Genomic DNA, 14,987 nt, shown 5'->3' with positions numbered 1-14,987 from the left:
CCAGCCTTGATTCGCCGACGACTTTCGCCGGGCCTATTCTTTGTTCAAGCGCCTCATCGAACCAAGGATAAGCATCATGGGCAAACGTCACCCCAACCTTCCCGCCTGGCAATGGCGCGGGTACCCGCACAATCACCAGCACCCGACCAATCTGGTGTTGCACCTGATTGCCGTGCCGCTGTTTATCGTGGCGTTTTTGCTGATGGTCTCGGGGGTGTTCAGCCTGGATCTGGCGAGCATCGCGATCGGTGTCATCGGCCTGCTCGCCGCCCTGGGCCTGCAGCGTCACGGTCACCGCCTGGAGGCGCAAGCCGCCGAGCCGTTCAGTGATCGCAAAGACGCGGTGTCGCGTTTGCTGGTCGAGCAATTCGTGACCTTTCCACGTTTTCTCCTCAGCGGTCGCTGGTGGCGTGCCTGGCGTGAGCGCCACCGTCGCCATCGCTGATCAGGCGAAAATCGTAACGGTCTGCCGGCTCATGGCGATCAACTGACCGTCTTCGCTCCACAGTTTGGCGGCGGCGTGTCCGTAGCCGTCGGCGGCATGCTCGATGTCCACCAGGTACTTGCACCAGTCCAGCGTGCTCAACGCGAGCAACGGCTGGACGAATTCGATGGTCCAGGTGAGTGTGCTACCTGCCGCCGGCTTCTTCAGATGCGACAACAAGGACGGCGGCCAGGCGTCGACCAGCGCCAGAATATGCGCCTCGCTGACCGCCCCGTCTTCTCCGTCCCCACGCAAGCGCACCCAACCACCCATGTCCCGCGATTTGTTACCGGTGAACGGCATGCCACCGACACTCCAGCGCATGGCCAGGTAGCGCATGAATTCCGGGGTCACGCCTTTGATGTACGGCAGTTCCTGACAGTCGTCCCAGTGCTTCATTTCAGGCGCCGCGTGGGCCGCGACCGCCACTTCGGAAGGGCGCGAGGCGCCGAAGCTGCCCTGGACCAACGTCACCACTTGCCCCTTCTGCATCGCCCGGCCCAGCACCTGGCTGACGGCTTTACCTTCGCGCAACACATCGACTTCAAAACTGACCGGAACATCGGGCTCGACCGGGCCGACAAAGGTGATTGCCAGCGAGCGCACCGGACGATCCGCCGGGACTTTTGCGCGCATGGCTTCGTATTGCAAAGCGGCTATCAGCCCACCAAAACTTGCCCGCCCCTGGCCCCATTCGGCCGGAATAGACAGCTCCTGTGGCTGGTTTCGAACAGCGTCGAGCAGATCGGAAAAGCGCATGGGAACCTCGCAGGCCGGAAAAAGATGATTGGATCTTAACCAGCCCGCGCCGTTGGCACAGCGCTTATTCCAGCCAAAATCACTGACAGATGAGCCGCGCCAGCATTGAACACACAAACTAATAATGTGGTGGCTTCAGGATTTGAAGCAGGCGGCGCTGAATTTATCGAGGACGCGGTCGGCGCGTTCTTCGGCCTCGGCCATGGTGGCTTTCCAGACCGCGACGCACGGCTGCAAATCGGGTTCTTCCCTGGCGCGGTCCAGCCACTGCCAAGTGTCGTGCCAATCGCCCAAAGCAGCCTGGGCCGATTTCAGCCTGGGCAGGGCCGCTTCCGGCAAACGATCCAGTTCGGGGTAGGCTTCGATGCCATAGCGCACGCGCTTGATCAGCAGGCGCAGGCGATGGCGGTCATGGGCGGGGTCATGCAGGGCCTGGTCGAGTTTCTTCCATTGTTTGGCCAGGCGTTTTTCGATGCGCTTGCGCAGCCCCTTGAGCAAGCCCTGACGCTGAGAGGCGCGCAGGAAACGCGGAAAAGCGTCGAGGATCATCAGCAAGTGCATCAGCTCCGGGCTCGTCGCCACCACCGGATAAGCCTCATCCATCCGCGCCATGCGCCGGTGCGCGGCCTCGGGTTGATCGTGTTGGAGCAAGTACGCCGCCAGCACTTCGCGATCGCGCAACGGTGTGGTCAAGTCGCCGACCCGGGACGCCGCCGCTTCCAGCTGCTCGACCCCGGGCAAACCGCGCAAAGGTCGCAACAGGCTGCGCAAACGGCGCACGGTGGTACGCAGATCGTGCAATGCTTCTGGATCGGTACGGGCACTCAAGCGTGCCTGACAGGCCAGCAAGCGAACGTCCAGGCTCAGTACATGAGCCACCAACCGGTCAACCAAGGCAGACATCGCTTGCTCCCCTGAATCGAATTGCACCCCGTGCGCGCCATCATGCCTCAACGGCCAGCGCGAGACTCACGAATGTAGAAGCGCGCTTTCTCGGCCTTCCTGGTGCAACCCTCGTATGCTTCGAATTGCTGCTGAGTCTTGGCACCGGTCAGCAACGACAGCGCCTTGGAATAGCTGACGGTCCCGGCGAAGCCCTCGACCTTGGCCAGGTCCAATTCATGCCAGGCGGCATCGAGCTGACTACCGCAGCTGTCACGGTAAGCGGTTTTACCGGCACAACCGGCGAGTGCCAAGGCAACTAACGGCACACAGATCCAGGCTTTCATTACTTATACCTCAAATAAACAATTGTGAAGGTAAGACCGCTCTGGCGCGTGAAAAGTGCCTTGGACCCGCAGTGGAAACTATAGCGCTCGCGAGGATACCCATTCGCCTTTCTAGAGTGTCAAAAAACGACGCTATCGCCCCGCCGAACGACCATAGCGATTGAAGCCTGACCCTCGATGGGCGCATTGTTGAACCTTGTCAGAGAGGGCGATTCATGAAAAAGCGTGTCGCACTGGTACTGGGCTCGGGCGGCGCCCGGGGCTACGCTCATATTGGCGTCATTGAAGAGATCGAACGGCGCGGCTACGACATTGCCTGCATCGCCGGTTGCTCCATGGGCGCGGTAGTCGGCGGGATCTACGCCGCCGGTAAACTCAACGATTATCGCGACTGGATCGAGAGCCTGGATTACCTCGACGTTTTGCGCCTGGTGGACGTCAGCTTTCGCCTGGGCGCGATTCGCGGCGAGAAAGTCTTCGGGCAGATCCGCAAGATTGTCGGCGAAATCAATATCGAAGACCTGCGCATTCCCTACACGGCCGTGGCCACCGACCTGACCAACCAGCAGGAAATCTGGTTCCAGGAAGGCTGCCTGCACCAGGCCATGCGCGCATCCGCGGCGATCCCCAGCCTGTTCACACCGGTGATGCAGGGCAATCGAATGCTGGTGGATGGCGGCATCCTCAACCCTTTGCCGATCGTGCCGGTGGTGTCGAGCCATTGCGACCTGATCATCGCGGTCAACCTCAACGCCACCAACCAGCGTCACTACCAACTGCCGGTGATCCAGCGCCCGGCCGCGTTCAGGTCACGGTTCGACAGCCTGATCAATTCCCTGGGTTCGAAGTTGCCATTCCGCCGTAGACAGGCCGAACAATTGCTGTTGCTTGAGCAGGAGGCGTTGAAGGCAGAAGCTGCGGACATCAACCCGTGGATCGAATCCGCCGAGCCCGAAGGCCAGCAACCGGCGGCGGCCCCGCAAAGCAACGGGGCACCAAAGTCCGCCACCGGCTCGTTCATCATCGACAACGTGGGACCTGCGTCCTTGCTGGACCTGATCAACCAGAGTTTCGAAGTGATGCAAACGTCGTTGGCGCAGTACAAGATTGCCGGTTACCCGCCGGATATCTTGATCAACGTGCCCAAGCGGGTGTGCCGGTTTTTCGAGTTTTACAAGGCGCCAGAATTGATCGCGCTGGGGCGCGAGATTGCGCGCGATACGCTGGATCGGTATGAGAGTGAGCGGGAATCTTGAGGTTTTTGGGTGAATGTGAGGGCCTCTTTGCGGGCAAGCCCGCGATGGCGCAGGATCACCACTACAACAACTAAAGACTACCCTCGCCCAACAACCGATACCCAACCCCCGCCTCGGTAACGATGAACCTAGGCTGAGTCGGATCATCCGCCAGTTTCTGCCGCAGGTGCCCGACCACTATCCGCAGATAGTGGCTGTCTTCGGTGTGGGTCGGGCCCCAGATGTCCTTTAGCAATTGCTGCTGGGTGATGACCCGCCCCGGGTGCCGCGCCAGTTGCGCCAGTACCGCGTATTCCTTGCGCGTCAGCGCCACTTCGGTGCCGTCCAGCAATACCCGGCGATAAGCCAGGTCGACGGTGAGCGGACCGAAGTTGAGCGCCGCTTCCTGGACTTCACCCATCGGCGCCTGACGCAGCAAGGCACGCACTCGGGCCAGAAACTCCTGGATGCCAAACGGTTTGGTTACGTAGTCGTTGGCGCCGCCATCCAGGGCTTGGACTTTCTGCCCTTCGCTGGCGCGCACCGAGAGCACCAGCACCGGCACCGTCGACCACTCGCGAAACTCGCGCAGCACCTGCTGGCCGTCCATGTCCGGCAGGCCGAGGTCGAGCACCAACAGGTCGGGTTTGTTTAACGCGGCCTGGGCCAGGCCTTCCGTGCCGGTGCCGGCCTCCAGCACTTTATAGCCTTGGGAGGCGAGGCTGATGCGCAGGAATTTGCGGATCTGCGGTTCGTCATCGATGACCAAAATGGTCGCGGTCTGGCTCATGAATTCACATCAACACAAAAAGATGGCAAGAGAGTAACGCAGGCGAGTTCAGGCTTCACTGTCCAATCCCGGCTGAGTCTGCAACGGCAAGTGCAGCGTGATGCAGGTGCCGCGCCCTTCGATGCCGTCGGCGACGCTGATCCGCCCGCCATGGGCACCGACCATGCCCTGACAGATCGCCAGCCCCAACCCGGTGCCCTGCCCGCCGCGATCGCCGCGAGCGGCGGTGTAGAACATGTCGAAAACCTTCGCCCGCTCCTCCTCTGGAATCCCCGGCCCCTCATCGCTCACGGAAAAAAACAGCTCGCTGTCACTGGCCCCGGCACGCAATTCAAGACGCCCGTGGGGCGGCGAGAAGCGCGCGGCGTTTTCCAGCACATTGACCAGTGCCTGTTCGATCAGCGCGCCATGGACAAAGAGCAGCGGCAGTTCGGCGGGCACTTCGGTGCTGACTTGCAACGACGCCAGTACCGCGCGCAGACGATTGAGCGCGCTGCCGACGATGTCGGCCGGCGACACCCAATCGCGCGCCAGCTTGAGGGCGCCGTGACCGAGGCGGGTCATGTCCAGCAGGTTTTGAATGTAGCGATCCAGCCGTTCGGCTTCATCGCGGGTGCCTTCGAGCAGCTCGCGGCGGTCCGCAAGGGGAATCGCCTCGCCAAGTGCCAGCAGGCTGTCGATGCTACCGCGCATGGACGTCAGCGGCGTGCGCAAATCGTGGGACACCGAGGCCAGCAGCGCGCTGCGCAGTTGTTCGGTTTCGCCATGCAAGCGCGCCGCTTCAAGGTCGTCGGCCAGTTGCGCCCGGGCCAACGCCTGGGCCAGCGGCTGGCTCAGCGCGGTCAACAAGCGCCGACGCTGGCCGCTCAGGCTCTGGCCTTCCTTGGCACACACGCCGAGTAGCGCCAGCGGCCCATCATCCACCGACAACGGCCACCACCACCAGCGCCCGGATGGCAGGGTGCCGGTGCCCGCGCCTGCCGGCTGGTCGTGTTGCCAGGCCCAATCGGCGGCGGCGCGCTCGGCTTCGGAGAACTCCAGCGGCCCGCCGGTTTCGACTTTCCAGCCGCTCTGGCCATTGCGGTTGAGCAGGCACAGTTTCAGGTCGGCCCAGCCGTTGAGGTGCTGCGCCGCAGCGCTGACCACGGCCTGACGGTCGGTGGCGGCGGTAAGCTTGCGCGACAGGTCGAGCAGTTCGCTGGTTTCTTCCTGAGTATCGCGCAAGGCCTGCAATTGCCGCCGTTGCTGCGCCGCAAGATTACCGGTGAGGGCCGCCATCAGCAGGAAGAACAGCAAGGTCAGCACATCTTCTTCGCGCTGGATGCTGAAAGAAAACGTCGGCGGAATGAACAAAAAATCATAGGTCAGAAACGACAGCGCCGCACAGGCCAGCGCCGGACCAAGGCTGCTGCGCACCGCCACCAGCAACACCGCCGCGAGGAACACCAGCGAAATGTTGGGCAGCGGCAACACGCTCGACACCGCCCAGGCCAGGGCACTGGCGAATACCGTGGCCACCAGCGCCAGTGCGTAGTCGAACCACACCAGCGACTGCGCCGAGGGTTGGCGCGGCTGATGCTGTTCGTGGTCACTGTCGAGCACATTGATTTCCAGCCCGCGAGCATCGCGCAGCAAACGGGACGCCAGACCGCCGCCGAATAACCGTCGACGCAAACGCTGGCGTGACTGGCCCACCAGCACCAGGCTGGCGCGGCGTTCGGCGGCGTGCTGGATCAACGTCTTCGCCACCTCGCCCGCCCGCAGCAACACCACTTCACCACCGAGGCGTTCGGCCAGCTGTTGCGCGCTTTGCAGGCGCAGGCGCGACTGCTCGTCACGCACACGGCCGTTGTCCACATGCACCAGGCTCCACGGCAGATGCCGCCGCTGGGCGACGCGACTGGCGTGACGCACCAGGCGTTCGGCCTGAGCATCGCCATCGACGCCCACCAGCAAACGACCGCGTACGGCCGGTGCGGCCTGCCCCAACTGGCGATACCCTTGGGCCAGATCGTTATCCACCTGAGCGGCGGCGGTTTGCATCGCCAGCTCGCGCAGGGCGGTGAGGTTGGTCTGGGTGAAAAAGGCATCGATGGCCGCCCGCGCCTGCTCCGGCACGTAGACCTTGCCGTCGCGCAGACGCTCCAGCAACTCGCGTGGCGGCAAGTCGATCAGCAACAATTCATAGGCTTCTTGCAGCACCCAGTCCGGCAGGGTTTCGCGCACCTGCACACCGGTGATGCCGCGCACCTGATCGTTGAGGCTTTCCAGGTGCTGGACGTTAACCGTGGTGTACACGTCGATGCCGGCGGCCAGCAGTTCCTGGATGTCTTGCCAGCGTTTGGCGTGACGACTGCCGGGGGCGTTGCTGTGGGCCAGTTCATCGACCAGCACCAGTTTCGGTTTGGCGTTGATCAGACCGTCGAGGTCCATTTCCTCCAGCATCACGCCGCGGTATTCCGAGCGCACCAATGGCTGCTGCGGCAAGCCGGCGAGCAGCGCTTCGGTTTCGGCGCGGCCGTGGGTTTCGACCACCCCGGCCATGACTTTCACGCCCTGGCGCAATTGAGTGTGGGCAGCTTGCAGCATGGCGTAGGTCTTGCCGACCCCCGGAGCGGCGCCAAGGAACACTTTGAGCCGGCCACGGCCATCGCGGGGCAGGTCTGCTAACAGCGCATCGGCGCGACCGGAGTCACTCATGCTTGAAGTTCTCTCTCATTCTGATGTTGATGCAGTGACTGTCAGGGCCTCTTCGCGGGCAAGCCCGCGATTGGCGGCGCCACCGATTTACAGTTTTTCCAGCGCCATGTTCAGCGCCAGCACATTTATCACCGGCGGCCCCACCAAGGGCTGTTCGATGTGCGCATCCAGCAGTTGCTCAAGCGTAGACACTGGCAGATTGCGCGCCGTCGCGACACGCGCCAGTTGATAGGCAATCGCGGCCGGTGGCAAGTGCGGATCGAGGCCGCTGCCGGAGGTGGTCAGCAAGGCCAACGGCACCGGCCCCTGGCCGGCTACCTGCAGTTTATTGGCCTCGTCGATAACCCGAGTGGCCAGCGCCGGATTGCTGGGCGAAAGGTTGCTGGCGCTGCTCGACACGGTGGCAAAGGCACCGGCCGATGGCCGCGGGTGGAACCAGGCGTCGCCGACGAAATCCTGGGCAATCAGCGACGAACCACGGACCTTGCCGTCGGCGTCGCGCACCAGGCTGCCATTGGCCTGATCCGGGAATGCGACCTGGGCGATGCCGGTGACCACCAAAGGGTAAGCGACGCCGGTGATCAAGGTCATCAGCATCAGCAGGCTCAGGGCCGGACGTATCAGTGTGGACATTTCAAAATCCTCTATTCGACTAGGAAGACACACACATCACCTGTGGCGAGGGAGCTTGCTCCCGCTCGGCTGCGCAGCAGTCGTAAACCCGGTGAATGCGGTGTGTCTGAACAAACACGGTGGCCTGAGGTGGGGCTGCTTCGCAGCCCAGCGGGAGCAAGCTCCCTCGCCACAAAAAACCCTGCCTCAAAAAGCTCTGCGCTCAGCAGCAATTGCTAAACCAGATGCAACGCCGTCAACAGCATGTCGATCACCTTGATGCCCACGAACGGCACCAGAATCCCGCCCAGTCCATAGATCAGCAGATTGCGCCGCAGCAGCGCCGCCGCACTCGCCGCCTGCACCCGTACACCGCGCAGCGCCAGCGGAATCAGCACCACAATGATCAAAGCGTTAAACACGATCGCCGACAGAATCGCGCTCTGCGGACTGCTCAGGTGCATCACGTTGAGTACACCCAATTGCGGATAGATCGAGGCAAACAGCGCCGGCAGGATCGCGAAGTATTTGGCCACGTCGTTGGCGATGGAAAAGGTGGTCAGCGCACCACGGGTCACCAGCAACTCCTTGCCGATCTGCACCACGTCCAGCAGCTTGGTCGGGTCGCTGTCGAGGTCGACCATGTTCGCCGCTTCGCGCGCCGCTTGCGTACCGTCATTCATCGCCATGCCGACATCAGCCTGGGCCAGGGCCGGGGCGTCGTTTGCACCGTCGCCGCACATGGCGACCAGGCGTCCGTCGTTTTGCTCGTGACGAATGCGCGCCAGTTTCTTCTCCGGCGTGGCTTCGGCCAGCACGTCATCCACGCCGGCTTCTGCGGCAATCGCAGCGGCGGTCAGCGGGTTGTCGCCGGTGACCATGACCGTGCGAATCCCCAGCTTGCGCAGTTCGGCAAAACGCTCGCGGATGCCGGGCTTGACCACGTCTTTGAGGTGGATGACGCCGAGCAACTTGCCGTCGGCGCACACCAGCAACGGCGTGCCACCGCTCTGGGCGATCTTGTCGACTTCCCGGGACAGAGGCGCTGCCAGGTCGGCGCGTTTCAGGCCGACGAAGGTCAGCAACGAATCCACCGCGCCTTTGCGATAGACCCGGCCCTGATAGTCGACACCGGACAGGCGGGTTTCAGCGCTGAACGGCACAGCGGTCAGCAGCTCGGCGGACGGCTCGGGTTGCGGGTGAAGACCGCGCAGGTAGTCGACGATGGATTTGCCTTCAGCGGTGTCATCGGCCAGGGAGGCAAATAGCGCGCCCTCAGCCAGCTCTTTGGCGCTGACGCCAGGCGCGGCGTAGACGGCGGCGCAGCGACGGTTGCCGAAGGTGATGGTGCCGGTCTTGTCCAGCAGCAGGACATGCACGTCCCCCGCCGCTTCCACGGCGCGGCCGGATTTGGCGATCACGTTCAGGCGCACCAGACGGTCCATCCCGGCAATCCCGATGGCCGACAACAGGCCACCAATGGTGGTCGGAATCAGCGTGACCAATAACGCCACCAGGAACACCAGCGGCAGGCTGCCGTTGGCGAAGTGAGCGAACGGTTGCAGGGTCACCACCACCAGCAGAAAGATCAGAGTCAGGCCGATCAGCAAGATATCCAGCGCCACTTCGTTCGGGGTTTTCTGGCGTTTGGCGCCTTCGACCAAAGCGATCATGCGGTCAAGGGTCGACTCACCGGGGTTGGCGGTGATGCGCACCAGCAGCCAGTCGGACACCAGTCGAGTATTGCCGGTGACTGCCGAACGGTCGCCACCGGACTCACGAATCACGGGGGCCGATTCACCGGTAATCGCCGCTTCGTTGACCGCCGCGATGCCTTCGATCACCTCGCCGTCACCGGGGATCATCTCCCCCGCTTCGACACGCACCACATCGCCCTTGCGCAGACTGGTGGCGGGCACCACCTGAAAGCTGCCATTGGCGTTTTTGCGCCGGGCACTCAAGCCTTCGCTGCCGGCCTTGAGGCTGTCGGCGCGGGCCTTGCCGCGACCTTCTGCCAGCGCTTCGGCGAAGTTGGCGAACAACACGGTGAACCACAACCACAAGGCGATTTGCGCGGCGACAAAGGTCGGCACGGCGCTGTCGGGGATGAAGCACAGCACGGTGGTGAGGATCGCAGTCAGTTCGACCACCAGCATCACCGGCGCACGTTGCAATTGCCGAGGATCGAGCTTGACGAAGGCTTGCACCAGCGCCGGGCGCCAGAGCGCGGCGATCGCGGTTTTCGGTTGTTCCGGCGCCTTGACGACGGCGGCTTTAGTTGCGGGCATATTCATCATCAGCTCCTCAGAAGCCTAAACTCAGATGTTCGGCAATCGGGCCCAGCGCCAGGGTCGGCAAGAAGGTCAAACCGCCCACCAGCAAAATGGTCACAGTCAACAGGGTCACGAACAGCGGGCCATGAGTCGGGAAACTGTTCTGGCCGATCGGTGCGGTTTTCTTCATCGCCAGGCTGCCGGCCAGGGCCAGAACCGGAAGGATGTAACCGAAGCGCCCGATCAACATGCCCAGCCCCAGCATCAGGTTGTGGAACGCGGTGTTGGCACCGAAGCCGCCAAACGCCGAACCGTTGTTGGCACTGGCCGAGGTGTAGGCGTAGAGCAACTGGCTGAAACCGTGAGCACCGGGGTTACTCACCGCCGCCACCGGGCCTGGCAGGCTCGCGGCAATTGCACCCAACACCAGTACGCCGACCGGCATCACCAGCAACGTCACCACCAGTAGCTGAACTTCCCGGGCTTGCAGTTTCTTGCCGAGGTATTCCGGGGTACGGCCGATCATCAGGCCGGCGAGGAACACCGCGATCAGCACGTTGAGCAACATGCCGTAGAGCCCGGCCCCGACGCCGCCGAAGATCACTTCGCCGACCATCATGTTGACCATCGCCACCATGCCACTCAGCGGGTTGAGGCTGTCGTGCATGCCGTTGACCGAACCGTTCGACGCCGCCGTGGTGGTCACCGACCACAGCACCGTGGCGGTGGTGCCGAAACGCGCTTCCTTGCCTTCCAGCGGCGCGGTCTGTTCGACGGCGACGTTGGCCAGGGCCGGGTTGGGTTGATATTCAGCCCACAGCGACGTCGCGCCGCCGATCAAAAACAGCGCCAGCATGCAGGCGATGATCGCGCGGCTCTGACGCAGGTCTTTCACGTAATGGCCGAAGGTGAACACCAGCGCCACCGGGATCAGAATGATCGAAGCGACTTCGAACAGGTTGCTCCACGCCGTCGGGTTCTCGAACGGGTGCGCCGAGTTGACGCCAAAGAAGCCACCGCCGTTGGTGCCCAGTTGCTTGATCGCAATCTGGCTGGCGGCCGGACCGAGCGGGATCACCTGATCGACGCCCTGCATCGTCACGGCGTTCACGTACTGGGCGAACGTTTGTGGCACGCCCTGCCAGACCAGATACAGCGCCAGCAGCAGGCACAGCGGCAGCAGGCCGTAGAGGGTGGCGCGGGTCATGTCGACCCAGAAGTTGCCCAAGGTTTTGGTCGATTTGCGACCGATGCCGCGACACAGCGCAACCAGCACCGCAAGGCCGGTGGCGGCGCTGACGAAGTTCTGCACGGTGAGGCCGACCATCTGGCTCAAGTAGCTCAGGGACGCTTCGCCGCTGTAGGCCTGCCAGTTGGTGTTGGTCATGAAGCTGACGGCGGTGTTGAACGCCAGCGTCCACTCCTGACCCGGCAGGTTTTGCGGGTTCAGCGGCAAATGGTCCTGGAACAGCAGGATCGCAAACAACAGCAAAAAACCCGCAAGGTTGAAGGCGAGCAAGGCCAGGGTGTATTTCTGCCAGCTCTGTTCGGCCTGCGGATCGACGCCGGCCAGCCGATAGCAGCCCCGCTCCACCGGCCCGAGGATCGGCGACAGCCAGGTGCGCTGCCCTTCCATCACCTTGTAGTAGAAACGCCCCAGAAACGGTGCCGGAATCAGCACCACGGCGAAGAAGGCGAGGATCAGCCAATAGTCATAACTGTGCATAGCCGCTCCTAGTTCCGGTCCGCGCGCAACAGCGCAACCAACAGATAAATGAACAGCCCCACTGCCAATAGCAGTGACACCCCGTCCAGAACGCTCATGGAAGTTCTCCGTGTTACGGCGTTTCGCCGCGTGTGGAGTGATTGTCGGCAGGGAGGCTGTAAAGGCGCGAGATCGAGGGTGTTGGCTAGGCATAAATAAAGCGTAAAGAGTGGGGTTATGGCTTTGTTACAGCGGTGTCCGGGCTTGCCCGCGATGACGGCAGAACAGGCAACAACGCCCTCAACTGGCGCACAAAAAAACCGCATTCAGCCGCGAACATCCCCGATACGACAGCTTTCAGCGCTTTACGACGCCCACCTGCAAAATGGCACGCCCGCTGCACACGCCCTCCCTCGAGCTTTCCAAACCGTTCAGGGAGCAATGCATGAACACACAACTCAAACCCACGCTGGGCACGTTGCACCTGTGGGGTATCGCGGTCGGGCTGGTGATATCCGGTGAGTACTTCGGCTGGAGTTACGGCTGGGGCGTGGCCGGGACACTGGGCTTTCTGGTGACCTCCTTCATGGTCGCCACCATGTACACCTGCTTCATCTTCAGTTTCACCGAACTGACCACCGCGATTCCCCATGCCGGCGGTCCCTTTGCCTACAGCCGCCGCGCCTTTGGCGAGAAAGGCGGATTGATTGCCGGGCTGGCGACGCTGATTGAATTCGTCTTCGCCCCACCGGCGATTGCCCTGGCGATCGGCGCCTATCTAAATGTGCAGTTTCCGGCCCTCGACCCGAAACACGCGGCGGTCGGTGCCTACATCGTGTTCATGGGCCTGAACATCCTCGGCGTGAAACTGGCCGCGACCTTCGAACTGGTGGTTTGCGTATTGGCGGTCGCCGAACTGCTGGTGTTCATGGGTGTGGTCGCCCCGGCGTTCAGCTTCAGCAACTTCGCCCTCAATGGCTGGGCCGGTGCTGATGTGTTCGGTGCGCCAGCGATTGCCGGCATGTTCGCGGCGATCCCGTTTGCCATCTGGTTCTTCCTCGCCATCGAAGGCGCGGCCATGGCTGCCGAAGAAGCCAAGGACCCAAAACGCACGATTCCCAAGGCTTACATCAGCGGCATCCTGACCCTGGTGCTGTTGGCCATGGGCGTGATGTTCTTCGCCGGTGGCGTCGGCGACTGGCGCACCCTGTCGAACATCAACGATCCGCTGCCGCAAGCCATGAAAGCCGTGGTCGGCGAAAGCTCCGGCTGGTTGCACATGCTGGTGTGGATCGGTCTGTTCGGCCTGGTCGCGAGTTTCCACGGGATCATCCTCGGCTACTCGCGGCAGTTCTTCGCCCTCGCCCGGGCGGGTTACCTGCCGACATCGCTGGCCAAACTGTCGCGCTTTCAGACGCCGCATCGAGCAATCATCGCTGGTGGCGTGATCGGCATCGCGGCGATCTACAGCGACGGTTTGATCAACCTCGGCGGCATGACGCTGACGGCGGCAATGATCACCATGGCGGTATTCGGCGCGATCGTGATGTACATCATGAGCATGCTCAGCCTGTTCAAACTGCGCAAAACCGAACCGAACCTGGAACGCACTTTCCGCGCGCCCTGCTACCCGTTGGTGCCCTTCATTGCGCTGGTACTGGCGGTGGTTTGCCTGGTGGCGATGGCCTGGTTCAACACCCTGATCGGGTTGATCTTCCTTGGCTTCATGGCGGTGGGTTTCGTGTACTTCATGCTCACCGCGCAATTGCGGGCCGATGCGCCGGCCGATGCGATGTTGACCGGGCTCTAAACAGTCGCCGCGTTGCTGTCAGTTCAGGCATAGAATGGAATCATGGCGAATGGAACCACTGCGAAATTCCATCGCTCAAAAGTGGTATGCACGATCGGTTGGCGAAACCCTCGCCCGCCGATCTGCCCTTAAGGAGAACTTCTATGCCCTGGTATGCCTGGTTGATTCTGATCGTTGCCATCGGCTCGATCGTTGGCGGTTTGTTGCTGCTGCGCGACACCGCCAATAAGGTCGAATTAACTGAAGAGCAACGTAAACGCGTCGCCGAACGCAACGCGGAAGCCGACGCCAAGGATGCGCAGGACCGCTGACCGAAACTGCGGTGAGTTAAGGCGTAATGCGATCTGTAGCAGCTGGCGAAGCCTGCGTTCGGCTGCGCAGCAGTCGTGAATCCGGCTAACACGGTCTCCTGGCGCACCGCAGTTTCTGATTTTGCGACTGCTACGCAGCCGAACGCAGGCTTCGCCAGCTGCTACAAAGAATGCGTTGCGGCTTAAATTACCGGCATCAGGACAACCCCCTCGCCACAAAAGCGGTTCTATTTCTCCCAATCCGCCTTGGCGATGTGCAAACCATGCAGCCCTTTGTAAGCCGCACACTCCGGCTGGCTCCAGCCTTCAAGCAGCGAATCCTCCAACCGATAAATCTCCACCCCCAACGGGCGACATACACTCAGCGGATCCTGCGCATCCGGCCCCCACATGGCCAGGGACAGATCGCCACCCGGGCAGGTCGACAGCGCGCACAGCAGATCAATTTCGGCAAAAAACTCCAGGTAATCGCCCTTCTGCGCCGGACAGGCTTTCATGAAGTACATGTCGTCGTGGTTCAGGCCCGTGCACTGGAAAATGTTCAGCACATCGTGCACGTCAAACTCGGTCAGGCCATGGGGCAACACCGCGCGAGTCAGGTTGGAGTGGCAGTGATGATGGAAATCCTCGCCGGTGAGCATTTTGTTCACATACGGATCGCAACGCGTCCCCAACAAATCGTGTAAACGCCCACCGTGTTCATCGATGCCGTAACCGGCCAGGCTGTCGTCGGTAATGGTCACCAGCGGCCGTAAAAAGGGCAGGTTCGACCAGAGCCGGTCATGGGTGCTGACATGTGCGCCCTGCAACTGCCGGGTTCGCGCCGCCCACAAACGCTCGCGCGGGTCGTTGGCATTCCAGACATTGAAGTCCCCGACTTGCGGGCCAACGGGGGTCGTAACCCTGAACACATGCCCGGCCGGCACATTCCAGGCACGACCGGTGCGGATCGGCACCTCGAACTGCTCGATCAGCGTGCGCCCATCCTTCTGGTTGCGGATCCGTTCGTAGAACGCTGTGTCCACCTGCAAGGCCGAACCTTTGCTGACTTGATAGGCCGCCGGATAGTCTTTGTACAT

General features: G+C 62.2%; 14 protein-coding genes. 4 read left to right on the top strand and 10 right to left on the bottom strand.

Translation table 11 applies throughout. The annotated features are described in order from the left end of the window. Positions 1 to 76 precede the first annotated feature (76 nt). The gene (locus ACZ9BB_RS03520; protein ID WP_476212561.1) at positions 77 to 445 is read left to right on the top strand and encodes a terminase; all 369 of its coding nucleotides are present in this window, start codon (positions 77 to 79) and stop codon (positions 443 to 445) included. Here ACZ9BB_RS03520 and ACZ9BB_RS03515 read toward each other — a convergent pair whose 3' ends face one another. The 3 genes from ACZ9BB_RS03515 to ACZ9BB_RS03505 form a co-directional block, all read right to left on the bottom strand. Then, positions 446 to 1,243 (bottom strand): acyl-CoA thioesterase, encoded by a 798-nt coding sequence (locus ACZ9BB_RS03515; RefSeq protein ID WP_476212560.1) that lies wholly within the window; start codon positions 1,241 to 1,243, stop codon positions 446 to 448. It lies immediately after the preceding gene. 135 nt (positions 1,244 to 1,378) lie between these two features. Then, on the bottom strand, positions 1,379 to 2,146 hold the full coding sequence (locus tag ACZ9BB_RS03510; protein WP_476212559.1) for a CHAD domain-containing protein: 768 nt from the start codon (positions 2,144 to 2,146) through the stop codon (positions 1,379 to 1,381). 47 nt (positions 2,147 to 2,193) lie between these two features. Then, positions 2,194 to 2,472, bottom strand: coding sequence for a hypothetical protein (locus ACZ9BB_RS03505; protein ID WP_476212558.1), 279 nt, complete (start codon positions 2,470 to 2,472; stop codon positions 2,194 to 2,196). 215 nt (positions 2,473 to 2,687) lie between these two features. Between ACZ9BB_RS03505 and ACZ9BB_RS03500 the strand changes: the two genes are divergently transcribed. Continuing rightward, positions 2,688 to 3,728 carry a patatin-like phospholipase family protein gene (locus ACZ9BB_RS03500; RefSeq protein ID WP_476212557.1) on the top strand — a complete coding sequence of 347 codons (1,041 nt, stop codon included), beginning with the start codon at positions 2,688 to 2,690 and terminating at the stop codon, positions 3,726 to 3,728. 70 nt (positions 3,729 to 3,798) lie between these two features. Here ACZ9BB_RS03500 and ACZ9BB_RS03495 read toward each other — a convergent pair whose 3' ends face one another. From ACZ9BB_RS03495 to kdpF, 6 genes are all read right to left on the bottom strand, one after another. After that, the gene (locus ACZ9BB_RS03495; protein ID WP_476212556.1) at positions 3,799 to 4,497 is read right to left on the bottom strand and encodes a response regulator; all 699 of its coding nucleotides are present in this window, start codon (positions 4,495 to 4,497) and stop codon (positions 3,799 to 3,801) included. 48 nt (positions 4,498 to 4,545) lie between these two features. Further along, entirely contained in the window at positions 4,546 to 7,197 is a 2,652-nt protein-coding gene (locus tag ACZ9BB_RS03490) for a DUF4118 domain-containing protein (RefSeq protein ID WP_476212555.1), read from the bottom strand. A gap of 87 nt (positions 7,198 to 7,284) precedes the next feature. Then, positions 7,285 to 7,830, bottom strand: coding sequence for a potassium-transporting ATPase subunit KdpC (kdpC, locus tag ACZ9BB_RS03485; RefSeq protein WP_476212554.1), 546 nt, complete (start codon positions 7,828 to 7,830; stop codon positions 7,285 to 7,287). Between the two features lie 215 nt (positions 7,831 to 8,045). Beyond that, positions 8,046 to 10,103 (bottom strand): potassium-transporting ATPase subunit KdpB, encoded by a 2,058-nt coding sequence (kdpB, locus tag ACZ9BB_RS03480; protein WP_476212553.1) that lies wholly within the window; start codon positions 10,101 to 10,103, stop codon positions 8,046 to 8,048. Between the two features lie 10 nt (positions 10,104 to 10,113). Continuing rightward, a complete protein-coding gene (kdpA, locus tag ACZ9BB_RS03475) occupies positions 10,114 to 11,808 on the bottom strand; it encodes a potassium-transporting ATPase subunit KdpA (RefSeq protein ID WP_476212552.1) in 1,695 nt (564 codons plus the stop codon). A gap of 8 nt (positions 11,809 to 11,816) precedes the next feature. Then, on the bottom strand, positions 11,817 to 11,906 hold the full coding sequence (gene kdpF, locus ACZ9BB_RS03470; protein ID WP_007899818.1) for a K(+)-transporting ATPase subunit F: 90 nt from the start codon (positions 11,904 to 11,906) through the stop codon (positions 11,817 to 11,819). A 326-nt stretch (positions 11,907 to 12,232) separates the two neighbouring features. Between kdpF and eat the strand changes: the two genes are divergently transcribed. Together eat and ACZ9BB_RS03460 are read left to right on the top strand one after the other, a co-directional pair. Next, positions 12,233 to 13,597, top strand: a complete 1,365-nt coding sequence (gene eat, locus ACZ9BB_RS03465) for an ethanolamine permease (RefSeq protein ID WP_476212551.1) — start codon at positions 12,233 to 12,235, stop codon at positions 13,595 to 13,597. Between the two features lie 143 nt (positions 13,598 to 13,740). Continuing rightward, a complete protein-coding gene (locus ACZ9BB_RS03460; protein WP_476212550.1) occupies positions 13,741 to 13,908 on the top strand; it encodes a DUF2897 family protein in 168 nt (55 codons plus the stop codon). 227 nt (positions 13,909 to 14,135) lie between these two features. On the opposite strand, the gene ACZ9BB_RS03455 is transcribed toward ACZ9BB_RS03460, so the two are convergent. Beyond that, positions 14,136 to 14,987, bottom strand: a complete 852-nt coding sequence (locus ACZ9BB_RS03455) for an urea carboxylase-associated family protein (RefSeq protein ID WP_476212549.1) — start codon at positions 14,985 to 14,987, stop codon at positions 14,136 to 14,138.

It is taken from the genome of Pseudomonas sp. TE3552 (genome assembly GCF_056278945.1).
Note: the sequence above shows the minus strand (reverse complement) of the source record. Positions and strands in the feature narration are given on the sequence as shown.

Excerpts from the sequence above, each read along its gene's own strand:
- ACZ9BB_RS03520 (WP_476212561.1), top strand. The coding sequence starts at position 77 with ATGGGCAAACGTCACCCCAACCTTCCCGCCTGGCAATGGCGCGGGTAC.
- ACZ9BB_RS03515 (WP_476212560.1), bottom strand. The coding sequence starts at position 1,243 with ATGCGCTTTTCCGATCTGCTCGACGCTGTTCGAAACCAGCCACAGGAG.
- ACZ9BB_RS03510 (WP_476212559.1), bottom strand. The coding sequence starts at position 2,146 with ATGTCTGCCTTGGTTGACCGGTTGGTGGCTCATGTACTGAGCCTGGAC.
- ACZ9BB_RS03505 (WP_476212558.1), bottom strand. The coding sequence starts at position 2,472 with ATGAAAGCCTGGATCTGTGTGCCGTTAGTTGCCTTGGCACTCGCCGGT.
- ACZ9BB_RS03500 (WP_476212557.1), top strand. The coding sequence starts at position 2,688 with ATGAAAAAGCGTGTCGCACTGGTACTGGGCTCGGGCGGCGCCCGGGGC.
- ACZ9BB_RS03495 (WP_476212556.1), bottom strand. The coding sequence starts at position 4,497 with ATGAGCCAGACCGCGACCATTTTGGTCATCGATGACGAACCGCAGATC.
- ACZ9BB_RS03490 (WP_476212555.1), bottom strand. The coding sequence starts at position 7,197 with ATGAGTGACTCCGGTCGCGCCGATGCGCTGTTAGCAGACCTGCCCCGC.
- kdpC (WP_476212554.1), bottom strand. The coding sequence starts at position 7,830 with ATGTCCACACTGATACGTCCGGCCCTGAGCCTGCTGATGCTGATGACC.
- kdpB (WP_476212553.1), bottom strand. The coding sequence starts at position 10,103 with ATGAATATGCCCGCAACTAAAGCCGCCGTCGTCAAGGCGCCGGAACAA.
- kdpA (WP_476212552.1), bottom strand. The coding sequence starts at position 11,808 with ATGCACAGTTATGACTATTGGCTGATCCTCGCCTTCTTCGCCGTGGTG.
- kdpF (WP_007899818.1), bottom strand. The coding sequence starts at position 11,906 with ATGAGCGTTCTGGACGGGGTGTCACTGCTATTGGCAGTGGGGCTGTTC.
- eat (WP_476212551.1), top strand. The coding sequence starts at position 12,233 with ATGAACACACAACTCAAACCCACGCTGGGCACGTTGCACCTGTGGGGT.
- ACZ9BB_RS03460 (WP_476212550.1), top strand. The coding sequence starts at position 13,741 with ATGCCCTGGTATGCCTGGTTGATTCTGATCGTTGCCATCGGCTCGATC.
- ACZ9BB_RS03455 (WP_476212549.1), bottom strand. The coding sequence starts at position 14,987 with ATGTACAAAGACTATCCGGCGGCCTATCAAGTCAGCAAAGGTTCGGCC.